At 67.6% G+C, this 15,199-nt stretch carries 12 protein-coding genes and 1 tRNA gene; 4 read left to right on the forward strand and 9 right to left on the reverse strand.

Annotated elements, in window-relative coordinates:
* Positions 1-55: 55 nt before the first annotated feature.
* Complete coding sequence (gene pepF / locus L593_RS10770) at positions 56-1,867, reverse strand: oligoendopeptidase F (RefSeq protein WP_020446996.1); 1,812 nt, start codon at positions 1,865-1,867, stop codon at positions 56-58.
* 112 nt (positions 1,868-1,979) lie between these two features.
* On the opposite strand from pepF, the gene L593_RS10775 reads away from it, so the two are divergent.
* Positions 1,980-3,998, forward strand: coding sequence for an ATP-binding protein (locus tag L593_RS10775; RefSeq protein WP_049894073.1), 2,019 nt, complete (start codon positions 1,980-1,982; stop codon positions 3,996-3,998).
* A gap of 36 nt (positions 3,999-4,034) precedes the next feature.
* Here L593_RS10775 and L593_RS10780 read toward each other — a convergent pair whose 3' ends face one another.
* The 4 genes from L593_RS10780 to L593_RS10795 form a co-directional block, all read right to left on the reverse strand.
* Positions 4,035-4,415, reverse strand: a complete 381-nt coding sequence (locus L593_RS10780; protein WP_020446998.1) for a VOC family protein — start codon at positions 4,413-4,415, stop codon at positions 4,035-4,037.
* A gap of 297 nt (positions 4,416-4,712) precedes the next feature.
* Positions 4,713-4,783, reverse strand: a tRNA-Gly gene (locus tag L593_RS10785).
* 90 nt (positions 4,784-4,873) lie between these two features.
* Positions 4,874-6,043, reverse strand: coding sequence for a nicotinate phosphoribosyltransferase (locus tag L593_RS10790; RefSeq protein WP_020446999.1), 1,170 nt, complete (start codon positions 6,041-6,043; stop codon positions 4,874-4,876).
* Between the two features lie 77 nt (positions 6,044-6,120).
* Positions 6,121-8,010 carry an Hvo_1808 family surface protein gene (locus L593_RS10795; RefSeq protein WP_020447000.1) on the reverse strand — a complete coding sequence of 630 codons (1,890 nt, stop codon included), beginning with the start codon at positions 8,008-8,010 and terminating at the stop codon, positions 6,121-6,123.
* A 177-nt stretch (positions 8,011-8,187) separates the two neighbouring features.
* On the opposite strand from L593_RS10795, the gene L593_RS10800 reads away from it, so the two are divergent.
* Positions 8,188-8,763 carry a cysteine hydrolase family protein gene (locus tag L593_RS10800; protein WP_020447001.1) on the forward strand — a complete coding sequence of 192 codons (576 nt, stop codon included), beginning with the start codon at positions 8,188-8,190 and terminating at the stop codon, positions 8,761-8,763.
* Between the two features lie 21 nt (positions 8,764-8,784).
* Here L593_RS10800 and L593_RS16050 read toward each other — a convergent pair whose 3' ends face one another.
* The 4 genes from L593_RS16050 to L593_RS10810 form a co-directional block, all read right to left on the reverse strand.
* The gene (locus L593_RS16050) at positions 8,785-8,925 is read right to left on the reverse strand and encodes a hypothetical protein (RefSeq protein ID WP_187292616.1); all 141 of its coding nucleotides are present in this window, start codon (positions 8,923-8,925) and stop codon (positions 8,785-8,787) included.
* Positions 8,926-9,054: 129 nt separating this feature from the next.
* Entirely contained in the window at positions 9,055-9,210 is a 156-nt protein-coding gene (locus L593_RS16055) for a hypothetical protein (protein ID WP_187292617.1), read from the reverse strand.
* 140 nt (positions 9,211-9,350) lie between these two features.
* The gene (locus L593_RS10805) at positions 9,351-10,532 is read right to left on the reverse strand and encodes an FAD-dependent monooxygenase (protein WP_020447002.1); all 1,182 of its coding nucleotides are present in this window, start codon (positions 10,530-10,532) and stop codon (positions 9,351-9,353) included.
* Between the two features lie 129 nt (positions 10,533-10,661).
* Positions 10,662-11,684, reverse strand: a complete 1,023-nt coding sequence (locus L593_RS10810) for a hypothetical protein (protein ID WP_020447003.1) — start codon at positions 11,682-11,684, stop codon at positions 10,662-10,664.
* An 85-nt stretch (positions 11,685-11,769) separates the two neighbouring features.
* Here L593_RS10810 and L593_RS16530 point away from each other — a divergent pair, with 85 nt between their 5' ends.
* Positions 11,770-13,080, forward strand: coding sequence for a nucleotide exchange factor GrpE (locus L593_RS16530; protein WP_081638774.1), 1,311 nt, complete (start codon positions 11,770-11,772; stop codon positions 13,078-13,080).
* A 151-nt stretch (positions 13,081-13,231) separates the two neighbouring features.
* A complete protein-coding gene (gene dnaK / locus L593_RS10820; RefSeq protein WP_020447005.1) occupies positions 13,232-15,187 on the forward strand; it encodes a molecular chaperone DnaK in 1,956 nt (651 codons plus the stop codon).
* The last annotated feature ends 12 nt before the right edge of the window (positions 15,188-15,199 follow it).

Consider the following 15,199-nt stretch of genomic DNA (forward strand, 5'->3'; position numbering starts at 1 on the left):
CTGCAGGCGGTTTTCGGCGAGTGGGACGCTCCCACGTGGTCGGTAAGCGGTTGCTTCAGAGCGTCTCCGCCACGTCGTCGAGGCGCTCGTCGTACTCGGCGATCGCTGCCTCGACCGCCTTGCCGGACTCGACGTCGACGCCCACGATCTCCAGTAGCTCCGGCGGGGAGCCGCGGCCGCCACGGGAGAGGAACTCGAGGTAGTCCTCGGTGGCGTCGCCAGGCGTACTCGTCTCCGCGTCGAAGTCCGCGGCGATCTCCCGCGCGATGGCGACCGCCGAGGAGATGCCCGTCGCGTACTGGTAGACGTAGAAGGCCCAGTAGAAGTGGGGAATGCGCATCCACTCGCGGGTGATGTGGTCGTCGATCACCGTGGGCTCGTAGTAGTCGGCCTTCAGATCGCCGTAGAGTTCGTCGAGCCGGTCGGGCGTCAGGGACTCGCCCTCCTCGACCAGCCGGTGGGTCTCGTGCTCGAAGTGGGCGAACATCGTCTGGCGGAACAGCGTCGAGCGGAACCGTTCGAGGTACTCCTCGAGGACGCGCGCCCGGAACGCCTCGTCCTCGACCGTATCGAGGAGGTGCCGCGTGAGGAGCGTCTCGTTGACCGTCGAGGCGACCTCCGCCACGAAGATTTCGTAGTCGCTGTAGACGTAGGGCTGGGCGTCGTTCGTCAGCTCCGAATGCATCGAGTGCCCCAGCTCGTGAGCCAGCGTGAACATCGAGGAGACGTCGTCCTGGTAGTTCATCAGGACGAACGGCTGCGTGTCGTAAGTGCCTGCGGAGTAGGCGCCGGAGCGCTTGCCCTTGTTCTCGTAGACGTCGACCCAGCCGCCCTCGAGGCCGGCCGCGACGCGATCCTGGTACGCCTCGCCGAGTGGCTCGATGGCGGCGAGCACGTGATCGGTCGCCTCCTCCCAGGTGACCTCGGGCTCGTCGTCGCCCGTCATCGGCGCGTAGATGTCCCACATCTGGAGGTCGTCGACGCCGAGCGCCTCCCGCTTGAGTTCGGCGTGGCGGTGGAGCACGTCCAGATTGTCCTCCACCGTCTCGACGAGCGCGTCGTAGACGGAGACTGGCACGTTCGAGCCGTCGAGCGCGGCCTCCCGCGCGGTGTCGTAGTTCCGGGCCTCCGCCAGTCGAACGTCGGCGGTAACGCTGTTCTCGTAGGAGGCACCGACGGTGTTCCGAACCGTCCCCCACTCCTCGTAGAATGACTCGTGGACGGTCTGGCGGAACTCGCGATCCGGGCGCTTCAGGAGGTTCGTCAGGTTCGCCTGCGAGATCTCGACGGCCTCCCCGTCGGGATCTTCGACGGTGGGAAACTCCATATCGGCGTTCGCGAGCAGCTGGTAGATGTCGCCGGGCGCGCCGGTGACCTCCGAGAGGTCGGCGAGTAGCTCCTCGACCTCCGGCGATCGCGTGTGAGGCTTCATCCGAAGGACGTCCTCGAGGTGGAACTCGTAGGGTTCGAGCCCGGGTTCGTCGGCGATCAGGTCCTCGAGGTCGTCGCGGTTCCACTGCTGGATTGCAGGTTCGAGGAAACTCGCTGCGCTCCTGGCCTCGGCGGAGAGGGTCTGGGCGCGGCCCTGCATCGCCTGGTACTCCTGGTCGCGCGTGTCCTCGTCGCTCCGGAGTCGGGCGTAGGTCACGACCTGCGAAACGGTACGCATCGTGTCGTCGCGCAGTTCGAGGAGGTCGAGGAGCGCCGTCGCGTCTGTCACGTCGGTTTCGTCGTACTCGTCGAGTTCGGCGACGGCGTCCCGGGCGTCCTCGAATGCAGCCTCCCAGTCCTCGTCGGAGGCGTAGATGGATTCGAGATTCCAGGTGTCGGCGTCGTCGAGTTCGGATCGTTCGGGAACGGTAGCCATATGTCGGCGAGAGACCGCGACCGCCGAAAGCCTTCTGCAGTCATGGTCGAGTGGCGGCACGTGGCCCGGGACGGCGAGAGCGTTTATATCGGTTGCATCGCAACCTGAGGTAGTGACATTCGCGCGAGGCTACCTCCAGGGGGAGCCGACAGTTCTCGTGGCCGCGGACGGAGCGGCCGCGCGGTCGATCCAAGCCGTCCTCGAGGCGTCGTTGTCCGGGTACCGAATCGCGAACGCCGACTCGATCGCAGCAGCGACGGACGGGCTCGACGAGGCGGTCAGCTGCGTCGTGACGCCGGGGACCCTTCCCGACGGTTCCGGCGTCGACCTCGCAGCCCGGATTGCCGATCGCGAGCGCTCGCCGCCCGTCGTGCTCGTCCCCCGAGAAATCGACGAGACCGTGGCACTCGCCACGACGGACGGGGTCGCGGCGATCGTTCCTGCAGAACACGAGGACCGCCTCGCGGCCGCGGTCGACGACGTGGCGTCGTCGTATCTGGAGCGCTTCGGGAAGGAACTCCAGCTCGAGGCCGTCGAAACGATGTTCGGGGCGATCGAAGACGTCTTCCAGATCAAGGACGCCGACGGCCGCTACCTCCGGCTACTGAGCAACCGTGAGTGGCCGTCGGAATCCGACGCACTGGGCCGGACCGACCGGGTCCTGCACGACGACCAGTTCGGCGTGAACGAAACGTACTACGCCGAGGACCAGCAGGTACTCGACAGCGGCGACCCGATCCTGGGCGAGGTGACTGCCTACGGTGACGGGCCGCTGTTCTGGCTCGAAACGACGAAGGTTCCGCTCCGGGACGACGACGGCACCGTTCGCGGTCTCGTGGGCCACGTTCGGGACGTCTCCGATCGGATGCAGGACCGCTCGGAACTCGAGCGCAAGAATCAGCGACTCGATCGCTTCGCCGGGTACGTGACCCACGACCTCCAGAATCCCCTCTCGATCGCGACGGGCTACCTCGAACTCGCCAAAGAGGGCGACGAGGAAGCGCTGGCCGCCGTGGAGGACGCCATCGAACGGATGCAACAGCTGATCGACGACATCGAGATCCTCGCACGCGGCGAACAACGGATGCTCCAGACGGGTGACGACGGGACGCTCGTGGCCGCCCAGCAGCACGTCGTGGAGATCGTCCGGAACGTCTGGTCGGTACTCGCCCCCGAAACGGCCACGCTCGAGATCGATCTCCCGGAGGGAACCGTCCTGTACGCTGGCGAGCAGGAGTTCCGTTCGATGCTCGAGAACCTCCTCAAGAACGCGCTCCAGCACGGTGGCGAGGACGTCACCGTCCGGATCGGACGGGTCTACGGCGGAATGTACGTCGAGGACGACGGTCCCGGCGTTCCCGTCGACGAGCGCGACGAGATCTTCGAACAGGGGTACTCGACGGCGAAAGGGGGTACCGGGACCGGCCTGGCGATCGTCGACGAGGTCGCTACTGCTCACGAGTGGGACCTGGAGGTCGAGACGGGCACCGACGGCGGCGCGCGGTTCGTGATCGGCAACTGTCTCCTGATCACCGATCGCGATCACATCGCTGCACCTAGCGAGTCGATCGAACTTACCGAGCGAGCAGACGTCGGCGAACCGGGCACGCCTGGCCGATCTCACTTCGATCCGGACGACGAGACCTGGACGATAGAGAGTGCCGGCGAGGACATCTGGGGGTGGGAGAACGACTTCCACTTCGTACACGCCACGTGCTCGGGCGACGTCCGGATCGAGGCCCGTCTTCGGGACGCGCTCGACCGCAACGAGTTCTCGAAGACCGGTATCATGGTCAGGGACGATCTGGCCGAAGACAGCGCACTCGGCTACGTCGGCCTGACGAGGGACACCCTCGAGGTGCTGTGGTGTTCCGAGGCCGGGGAACGCACCCGGAGTCAGCAGATCGGGGACACCGAAGGCCGCTACGACTGGCTCCGCCTCGATCGGGAGGGCGACCTCCTCACCGCGTTCGTCTCGGCGGACGGTGCGGAGTGGTTCCCGATCGATCAACGCCGGGTCGCCCTCGGGGAGACGGTCCACGCGGGGTTGGCCGTCTGTAGTGCCGTCCACCGCGACTCCTGCACTGCGACGTTCTCGGACGTGACCGTCCACAGGCTCACGTCGGAATGACGGCCCCGCTCGGTCCCCACAGCGGGTCGGGCCCGTTCAGGGAACCTCCTCCCAGAGGCTGAACTGGTTCCCCTCCGTGTCCAGGCAGTACGCGATTCGTCCGGCGCGCTCGAGGTCCATGACCTCCGTCGTCACGACACCGCCGGCTGCCTCGACGTCGTCGACGACGGCCTCGACGTCGTCGACCTCGATCGCACACACGAAGGCGTTCGCTTGCCCGTCCACGGGAGCGTCGTCGCCACGTCGGGCGAGCCCGCCGTCGATGCCAGGACCGTCTCCGTCGCCGGTCCGCACCAGCCAGTACTCCATCTCGTCGCCGTTCCACTTCTCGATCGACCAGCCGAATACATCGGTGTAGAACTCGATCGCCCGGTGGGGATCGTCCGCCATGATATCGAAGTGAACCACGCGGTGCATCGTGCGAACCGAGAGGCAACGGGAGGCAATTAGAACGTGGACCGTACCGACGGTACGGTGATCGTACGTGTGAGTAACACGGGAAAACGATCACTCGACGACGTACTGGTGGGCTGGCAAAAAACGGTCGCTGGACGTACGAGCGAGTGTCGGCGGGACGGTCGGTGGAGTGACGGATCCACCGGCAGGAAAAATCCAGTCTCGGTAGGCGCTCGCGGCTGCCCGAGACGGCAATCATGGCAGCCGCTCACATCGTAAATCATGGGAGCCGCTCAGGTCGTAACGAGCGGAAGGAAGTGCGTCGGCCGAGATTTGAACTCGGGTTGCGACCGTGGCAGGGTCACGTGATACCACTACACTACCGACGCCTTTCGCAGTCTGATATTCCGTCGAGTGCCGTATAAGGGTTGCGGATCGGGAGAGGGCGTGGGGCCCAGTGACGAACTGGCGAGGCGTCGTCAGGTCGCTCCCGAACCGGCCTCGACGCCGAATCCGACCCGCTCGGCGTCCGCTCGCGCTCGATCGGTGGCCGATTCGAGGTCGACGTCGCCGACGACCTCGCCGTCGCGGACGAGCGGTTCCAGCAGCGAGTTCCCGCCCTCGGGTGCAGGAGCGTCCGCGAGCGCGACGTGGTGGCCGCCGTCGGGGGTCCGATGGACGGCCTTTCGGCCGGGGAGCTTCCCTCGCTTGGACACCGGATCGCCGTCGACCTCGACCACGTCGAGCGCGAAGTCGATGGGGGCGGCGCTCGTGAGATAGCTTCCGACGCCGAACCCCTCGACGTGGTCCCGGAGTCGCACCATCGCCTCGCGGTCGATGCCACCGCTGACGAAGATGCCAACGTCCTCGTGGCCTTCGGCGTCGAGTTCGAAGCGAACTTCCCGGACGATGTGTCGGAAGTCGCCGCGACGTGAACCGGTCGTATCGATGCGGACGGCGTCGAGGGCGTCGCCGAGTGCCTCGGCCGCCTCGCGGGCCTCCACGGTCTCGTCGTAGAATGTGTCGACGAGCGCGACCCGCGGAACGTCGGGCCCGACGCCCTCGTCGAACGCTTTCCAGCCCGCCGCCTGGTTCCCCTCGCCGAAGATCATCAGGAGGGCGTGGGGCATCGTGCCGCCGGCTTCCTCGCCGAGTCGCTCGCCAGCGGCGACGTTCGAGATGCCGTCGAGTCCGCCGACGAGGGCGGCGCGTTCCAGAACTGGCGCGATCGAAGGATGGATGTGTCGGCTGCCGAAGGAGAGGACCTGGGAGTCCGGCGCGGCCCGCCGGGCACGAAGCGCTCTCGTCGCATACGCCGACGCCTGCGAGAGCACGCCGAGCAGGGCCGTTTCGAACCGTGCGAACGCCCGATAGCGCCCCTCGATCTGCAGGACTGGCCCGCCGTCGAAGCACTGTCCCGGCGGCAGCGCGTCGACGTCGACCGGGACGCCCTCGAACAACGCCGCGACGTCTGACAGTCCAGCGAGCACCTCGAACTCTCCGGTCGGGAACTGATCGGCCGTCACCTCTGCCACCACAGTCGGATCACGACCCGCCGCTGCGAGCGCTTCTTCGGTCCGCAGAAAGTACGCATCGGTCGCCTCTCCCGCCCGGATCGTCGCGGGATCGAGGCTATCCAGCCGTGGCATACGCGGGGATTCGACCGCCGGTGCGAAAAATCCCGGTACTGCCGTTCCGCGGACCGGCGGCCCCGTAGACCGACGGTTCAACGACGACGCGCCGCGACGACCCCGATCAGTCCGATCGCGACGAGGATGCCGATGGCCGCCCCCAGTCCACCGGGCCCTGATAGCGCGTCCTCGGCCACGCGTTTGGACGTGCCGAGGCTAGTCATCGACGAGGAGGATCCCTCACTCGGTTCGCGGGCTGCAAGGGGGTCGAGTGCGCGAACCGCAGTGAGGTTCGGCCCCTGCACGATCGTGACCGTCGATCCGTTCTGCCTGATCGCGTATCGGCCGTCGTAGCCGTGCTCCGGCGGGAAGTGGTAGGTGCCGACGAAGTTTCTGGAGCTCGCGGCGCCCCGGGTGTCGAGGAGCTGGACGTATCGCTCGCGGAACGTCGCGGCTGCAGTCGCACTCTCCCACTCGGTTCGCCAGCGCGCCGCGGTCTGGTTCGCCTCGTTGCTGTAGACCTCCAGCTGGCCGCCCTCCCAGCCGGCCGTCGCGTCGACGGCGTAGTCGTATGGTTCGAGCGGATCGAGCGTCGACTGGTCGACGTTGTTCGTGACGTGCTGGGCGCTGTAGATGTTGTCCGTCTCGGCGTCGAACGTCGGCGCGATCATCGCCGCACCGATCGTCCCGGGGCCGAGCACGTCGAAGTCGGATTGGCCGCCCGGATCGACGCGTTGCCAGGCTGGATCCGTCACCGGTTGGAAGCTGACGGTCGCGGGTTCGAAGGCAGTCGACGTCGTCGGGTAGAGCAGTTCCTTCGTCGACGTGGGTGGATCGTCGTAGCGGTCGTTCACGGCCGCCCAGCCCCCCTCGGCGTAGAGCGCCTCGGCGTAGGCGCCACCCTCGTTGTACGGCTGGTAGAGGAGTAGCTGCAGTCCCAGGTACTCGCTGTTGGTGCCTGCCGTAGACTGCCCCTCGAAACAGTCGCTCGCCCAGTCGCCATCGGCGCAGTGGATCCGGTACTGGTGAGCCACGAGCGACGCGTCACCTTCGATCAACGCACTCTCGGCGAGCGCGGCGTCGGTTCGGCTTGCGTCGAAGCGATCCAGTTCGAAGTGCCGGGTCTGGAGGGCGTGGACGAGTTCGTGCGCCAGCGTCGCCTCGTCGACGTTCGACGCGGTCCCATTGTCTACGACCACGACGATCGAATCCGTCGCTGGATCGTAGTACCCGAGCGTCGCCGACGCCGTCGTCCTGGCTCGGGCCTCGTTCGCGCTCGTCGCGTCGCCGAGCAACAGTGCGGTCGAGAGCCGTGCGTCGTCGAACCGCTCGGCGCTGACGGGCCTGTCGGCGATGGCGTCGTGCTGGGTTGCCCGGACCGTGCTCCGGTTCTCGAGGCGAACCGTCGGCACGGACGCGAACGACAGGCACCGAACGGTCTCGACCCGTGCGGCCGTCCTGGCGACGACGGCCTCCAGTTCCCGATCGTTCAGCCCGTCGGTGGCGTCGAACTGGTTCGTCGAGTTCGTCGGTTTCGCGTCAGTCGAATCGTTCGACGTCGCGTTCTCGCCGCCGCCATTTGTTTCGTTCGTACCGGCGTCCGTTTCGTTCCCCCCCTCGTCGGTGTCGTTGCCGTCAGTATCGGTCCCGTTGGTATCGACAGTTGTCTCGTTGCCACCGTCGTCGGTGTCGGCGCCACTGGGATCGGTGTCGTTCGTTTCGACGGTGCCGTCGTCCGCAGCGGGGAGCACGATCGGCTCGTCGTACCAGTAGCCGTCGACGTAGCCGATTGCGTCGCCGCCGGCTGGGGCCCCGAAGTCCTCCGGCGAGTCGGCCGCACAGGACTCGATGGAGGGGGCCATGTTGTTGCCAGCGTCGGCGGTTGCGGTGCCGGATTCGAGCGCGGTTGCGCCGCCGCTCCCGGCGACGAGCGCCACCACCAGGACGCCCACGAGCGCGACTGCGACTGTGGGGCCCGTTCGCATGGATTCGAACTGGGGACCCACGAGTAAAAAGTATGCTCCCCGTGCGAGCGCGCCGGTTTCGACGTTCGACGGACGCCGGTCGGAGCACTCGGAGCGGCTCCCGCCCGCCGTGCCAGGGGGTGAGTGCGATCTCCCGACCGGCGACCGACTTTTTGCCGCCGCCGACCAAGCGTACGTATGGATCTCTCCACGTCAGACGGCGCACTGGTCGTCGTGGACATGCAGAACGGCTTCTGTCACCCCGACGGGAGCCTCTACGCGCCCGGCAGCGAGGCCGCGATCGAGCCGGTCGCCGACCTCGTCGACCGCGCCCACGACGCTGGCGTTCAGGTCGTCTTCACCCGGGACGTCCACCCGCCCCAGCAGTTCGAGGACGCCCACTACTACGACGAGTTCGAGCAGTGGGGCGAGCACGTCCTCGATGGTAGCTGGGAGGCCGAAATCGTGGAGGAAATCGACGTCCGCGATGTGGACCACGTCGTCGAGAAACACACCTACGACGCCTTCCACGAGACGGAACTCGACGGGTGGCTCTCGGCCCGCGGCATCGACGACCTCGCATTCTGTGGCACGCTCGCGAACGTCTGCGTGCTGCACACCGCCGGTTCGGCCGGCCTCCGGGACTATCGCCCGGTGCTGATCGAGGACGCGATCGGCGCCATCGAGGACGACCACCGCGAGTACGCGCTCGAACACGCCGACTGGTTGTTCGGAGAGATCGGGACGAGCGATTCGCTCAGCATGGGGGAGTGACCGCGATCGGCCGCGGTGGTCTCAGGCGAACGTCGCGAGGAAGGCGTCGCTGAAGAAGATCAGCGCGACGCCGGCCGCGACGATGATGCCGAGCCAGAGCGCCAGGAGCCGGGCGGAGCGGCGCATGAAGTCCTCGTCGACCTGTGTAGCAGCGTCTGCCATTATTCGAAGGTTTGCGTCAGAACGGAAAACGACGCCGGTTCGCCCCGACTTCGTCATGCCATTTCACACCACGGTCAGCACGGCCGACGGCAACTCTCCCCAGCGACCGTTCTCGGCGAGACCGATCGGTCAGACGAAGGCTTCCATCAGCACGTCGCCGAAGAGCACCAGCCCGACACTGGCGAGGAAGAAGACGACGATCCAGCCGATCGTGATCCCTGCGATGAGCTTCGCTAGTCCCTCGTCGGCCGCTTCGACGTCGCGGTTCGTGGCACTCTGTGACATGAGGGATCGTTATGGTTCGAGGTACGTAAGTGGTGTCCCGAACCGGTTTGGTCGCGGGCAGTGCCGGGCCGTGGGGCCGTCGGGCTGGGGCGTTGTCGAACCGTGGCGCTGCCGTGGGTAGAGCGCCACCGGGCAGTCGCTCAGGGGAGGAGAGCACGGAGCTGCTTCGCCGAAAACAGCGACGTCGGCCGATCCATGTGGACGCCGATCTCCCCGGAGAACGCTCGGAGTCCAGCGCGCTGGACGGTCGTCGGGAGCGAGTACGCCCGTCGGATGGCGTGCCCGAGTCTGATCTCCCGGGCCAGGTCGTCACGCCACGCAGTTTCGTAGTCCGCCAGCGTGCCGGGGTCGTCGGGATCGATCGTCGCGATGGCGTGGTCGGCACAGGTCGTGCCGTAGCGGATACCACCGCCAGTGAACGGCTTCGTCTGGCCCGCCGCGTCGCCGATCAGGAAGCCCCGATCGCCGGTGACCTCCGACGGCGGGCCGATCGGAATCGCACCCGAGCAGCGCCGCGACACCTCGACGCCGTAGGCCTCGCAGAACGACTCGAACGCCTCGCCGGCGTGCTGGTCCGGCGGCGTCGCGAGCCCGAACTCGACGCCCGCATCGCCGCGGGGGATCCGCCAGGCGAAAAAGCGCGGCGGCGTGAGGTGGACGTCCACGAAATCGGCGTGGTCCGGATCGTCCGTGAAGCCGAGGACGCCGTGGAGGAACTCGTCGGGCTCGGGGAGATCGAGGGCGTCCCGAACCCTGGAGCGGGGGCCGTCACAGCCTGCGACCATCTTTGCGTCGAACGTTTCGGTGCCGTCAGGGCCGCGGACGGTCGCCGTCACGTGATCGGCGTGCTCCTCGACCGCCGTGACGGTGTGTTCTTCGCGGCAGTCGGCACCCGCCTCCCGCGCCAGATCGGCGAGGTGGCGATCCAGTCCGACGCGGTCGATGACGTTCGAGACTGGCTCGTCCTTGTAGAAGGGGTACGCGCCGTCGAGGTCGTGGCCCTCCGTTCGCGCGCTGTCGTCGGGCGTCCGTTCGTCACCCGCCGCGTTCGCGGCTCCCTTGCCGCCGTTCGGTTCGGCGCCCCCATCCGCTGCCGGGCCGTCGACGTGGAATCGCGCACCGTAGACCTCGTTCTGGAGCAGTTCCTCGCGGGCGCCGTCGCCCGTGATCTCCCAGACGTCGGTGCTGACGTGACCAGAACAGGCCAGCGGCTCGCCGACCTGTCCCTGCTCGAATCCGATGACGTCGTAGCCTTCCTCGGCGGCGCGGCGGGCGAAGCGCGAGCCGGCCGGGCCGAGCCCGACGACGACGAAGTCGTACACGTCGATGGCTACGTGAGCCAGCGCTTACGTGTTTCGACGCTGGACGGCGGGAGCCGTGGGCCTGGGACCTGCCCGATCGGTCGCGTGCAGCCTCGGCACGGATGATCGACGTCCACGGGATCGACGGCATCAGGACGGGACGACCGCGAGCCCTCGTGCAGTCTGTTCGCGGCAGGCGTCGGGCCACTCGACGTCGAGCCGGGTCCACGACGAGCCGAAGTCCTCGCTTCGATAGCACCCGCGGTTCGTCGCGGCGTACGCGTGGCCGGCCTCGCCATCGCTCGCGAGCACGCCCCGGAGGACGCCCTCGCCGCTGAGCGGGCCGTCGAGGCGCTCCCAGGTGCCGTCGTCGGCGGAGGATTGGTACGATCCGTGGCCAGTCCGACGGTAGCAGTAGGACTCGCCGGGCATGCTGTGGGCCGATCGTGGCCCCGAGGCCGCGGTGACGAGCACCCGGTCCGGATCGCCGGGATCCGGCAGGACGCTCCAGACGTAGCGGTGCTCGAGCCCCGTCTGGTAGAGGGTCCACGACTGGCCGCCGTCGGTCGATTCCGCGTAGCCGTCGCCGGCCGCCGAGTAGACGCGACCCGGGGCGTCGGGGTGGGTCGCGAGCTGGTGGTTGTCCCGCCTGGAGCCCGGTGGGCGATCGGTCCACGTCTCGCCGCCGTCGGTCGTCACCAGGAGTGTGCCCGCTTCGATGCCGACGTAGACGCGGTGGGGATCCGCGGGATCGGGCTCGATCCAGCGGACGTGATGGGTGTGTGGCCGCGGCGGGAAGGCCCACTCCTCGGCGGAGGGAACCGCGTCCATGCCCTCGATCTGCTCGAACGTCGCGCCGCCGTCGCGGGAGCGATAGAGCCGGCTCGGCTCGGTGCCGACCCAGATTTCGTCGGGATCCCGGGGCGCTATCGCGATGGCCATCACGGCGTCTGGTTCGATCGCCGTGCCGATCCGGTCGATCGTCGCTCCGCCGTCGGTCGTTCGGAACAGCCCGGCGTCGAACGTCCCGACGTAGGCTCGCCCGGGTGCGGACGGATGGCTGGCGACGCACTCGACGGTCCGGCCCTCGAGATGCTCGCTGTCGATCGCCGCCGCTCCATCGGCTTCAGAAATCGTCAGGAGGCGATCGCGGTGAGCGAGGTAGGCTCGCACGGAGCGAGGTACGAACCCCGCCGCCAAGTCGCTGTGGGTACTCCGATCATGAACCCTTATGCTCCCCGACCGGTTGCTCACGGACATGAGCGACGACGAGGGTCCCGACAGCGGGACCGAGGCCGACGCCCCGGCCGGGGCGGACCCGGACGACGCCGAGGACGCGGCGACGGAGCAGTCGGATGGATCCGAAGCCGCCGCGGACGCCGAATCCACCGAGGCGGCTGGAGCCGACGCGTCGCCGGACGCCACTGCGAACGGCGACGCCGGATCGAATGCCGCCGAGGCGGCCGCTGTCGAATCTGAGGCACCGGCGATCGGCGAGGACCTCACGCAGCGGATCGCCCAGTACGACGAGTCGCTGGCGAGCGAGGTCAGTCTCGTCGTCGAGAAAGCCATCGAACTCAAGAATCGGGTGGACGAGCAGGCCGAGGAAATCGAGGAGCAGGCCGAACGCATCGACGACCTCGAGAGCGCGCTCGCCCGCTCGAAGGCGGACTTCCAGAACTACAAGAAGCGCCAGGACCGCGAGAAAGATCGCATTCGCGAGCGCGCCACCGAGGACCTCGTCGAGCGCCTGCTCGACGTTCGCGACAACCTCACGCGAGCCCTCGAGGACGACCACGACGACGTCGACTCGCTGAAGGAGGGCGTCGAGATGACCCTCCGGGAGTTCGACCACGTCCTCGACGACGAGAACGTCTCCGAGATCAGCCCCGACCTCGGCGACGACGTCGACCCCCAGCGCCACGAGGTGATGATGCGCGTCGACAGCGACCAGCCCGAGGACTCCATCGCCGACGTGTACTCCTCCGGCTACGAGATGGCGGACAAGGTGCTCAAGACCGCACAGGTCACCGTCAGCGATGGCCCTGCCGACGACGCGACCGACGATGACGAGGAGACTGAGGCTGGGGCCGAAGGCGAGGACGGTGCCGACGACGGTGACGCAGACGCTGCCGGTGACGGTGACGCTGCCGGCGAGGGTGGCGCTACAGACGACGGGGCCGCTGCCGACGACGCGGATGCGCCCGATGACGACGCAGACGCCGTCGACGAAGCCAAGGACGCTGTCGACGAGGCCGATGACGACGTCAACGAGGGCGGTGCAGCCGACGAAGCCGATTCGAGCGACGAAGCGGACGATGGTGCCACGGCCGCGGAACCGGCACCGGCTGCAGAACCGGTCGAACCCGCCAGCGAGGACGCCATCGCAGCCGAGCCAGTCTCCGAGGAAGCGGACGCTCCGGCCGACGATGGGGACGGCGACCGAGACGGGGACGACACCGACGGGAGTGGCGATGGAGCCAGCAGCGAGAATTCCGCGGACGGTGACGCCGACGAATCCGCGGATTCCAAAGCTAGCGACGCCGATGCGTCCGAATCCAAGGAATAACACTCGGACGCTGGTGCCGACGAAGACGACGACGCGTGACCGGCCAGTGGCGGCCGGAATAGTCTACGCCCGCTCCGAGCAGGAATTTTATTCCGTGCAATGATCGGGTGTAGCAAGGTTTAAGCGGTCCAACCTACAAAGCACGTTCAGCATGACCAGTGACAAGATTCTGGGGATCGACCTCGGAACGACCAACAGCGCGTTCGCCGTCATGGAGGGCGGCGATCCCGAGATCATCGTCAACAGCGAGGGCGAGCGAACCACGCCCTCGGTGGTAGCCTTCTCCGACGACGGCGAGAAACTCGTCGGGAAGCCCGCGAAGAACCAGGCAGTCCAGAACCCCGAGCGCACGATCCAGTCGATCAAGCGCCACATGGGCGAGGAGGACTACACCGTCGAGGTCGACGGCGAGGAGTACACGCCGGAGCAGATCTCGGCGATGACACTCCAGAAGCTCAAGCGGGACGCCGAGGAGTATCTCGGCGACGAGATCGAGAAGGCCGTCATCACGGTCCCGGCGTACTTCTCGGACAGTCAGCGCCAGGCGACCAAGGACGCCGGCGAGATCGCCGGCTTCGAGGTCGAGCGGATCATCAACGAGCCGACGGCCGCGTCGATGGCCTACGGCGTCGACGAGGATTCCGACCAGACGGTCCTCGTGTACGACCTCGGTGGCGGGACGTTCGACGTCTCCATCCTCGAACTCGGCGGCGGCGTCTACGAGGTCGTCGCCACGAACGGTGACAACGACCTCGGTGGCGACGACTGGGACCACGCCATCATCGACTGGCTGACCGAGGAGTTCGAGAACGAGCACGGCATCGACCTGACCGAGGACCGGCAGGCGCTCCAGCGGCTCAAGGACGCTGCCGAAGAGGCCAAGATCGAACTCTCCAGCCGGAAGGAGACCGAGATCAACCTCCCGTTCATCACTGCGACCGACGACGGCCCGATCCACCTCGAGAAGTCCATCACGCGAGCGAAGTTCGAGTCGCTCACGTCCGACCTCATCGAGCGCACCGTCGAACCCACCGAGCAGGCCCTCGACGACGCCGGCTTCGACAAGGGCGACGTCGACGAGGTGCTGCTCGTCGGCGGATCCACGCGGATGCCCCAGGTGCAGGAGAAGGTCGAGGAACTCGTCGGCCAGGAGCCCCAGAAGAACGTCAACCCCGACGAGGCCGTCGCACTGGGCGCGGCGCTCCAGGGCGGCGTGCTCGGCGACGAGGTCGACGACATCGTCCTGCTCGACGTCACGCCCCTGTCGCTGGGCGTCGAGGTCAAGGGCGGTCTCTTCGAGCGCCTCATCGAGAAGAACACGACCATCCCGACCGAGGAGTCGAAGATCTTCACCACGGCCGCGGACAACCAGACCTCCGTCCAGATCCGCGTGTTCCAGGGCGAGCGTGAGATCGCCGAGGAGAACGAACTGCTCGGCGAGTTCCAGCTAACCGGCATCCCGCCGGCGCCCGCCGGCACGCCCCAGATCGAAGTCACCTTCGCCATCGACGAGAACGGCATCGTCAACGTCTCCGCGGAGGACAAGGGCTCGGGCAACACCGAGGAGATCACGATCGAGGGCGGCACCGGTCTCTCCGACACCGAGATCGACCAGATGAAGCAAGAGGCCGAGGCCCACGCCGAGGAGGACCAGAAGCGCCGCGAGCGCATCGAGGCCCGCAACGACGCCGAAGCGTCGATCCAGCGCGCCGAGACCCTCCTCGAGGAGAACGAGGAGGACATCGACGAGGGGCTCCACGGCGACATCGAGGCCGCTGTCGAGGACCTCGAGGCCGTCGTCGAGGACGAGGACGCCACCGTCGACGAGATCCGCGAGGCCACCGAGGACCTCTCGGACGTCCTCCAGGAGATCGGCAAGCAGATGTACGAGGGAGCGGCCCAGGCCGGCGGCGCCGGGGCTGCTGGTGCTGGCCCCGCTGGCGGCCCGGCCGGTGCCGGTCCCGCCGGCGGTCCCGCGCCCGGCCCCGAGGCCGGCGCAGACGAGGGGGAGGAGTACGTCGACGCCGACGTCGAGGACGTCACGGACGAGTCCGAGGACGCCGGAGCCGACGACGCAGAGGAAGTCGACCCCGACGAGGCCGACTGAACCGCCGCTCGA

The sequence above is a fragment of the Salinarchaeum sp. Harcht-Bsk1 genome (genome assembly GCF_000403645.1).
Classification (GTDB): domain Archaea; phylum Halobacteriota; class Halobacteria; order Halobacteriales; family Salinarchaeaceae; genus Salinarchaeum.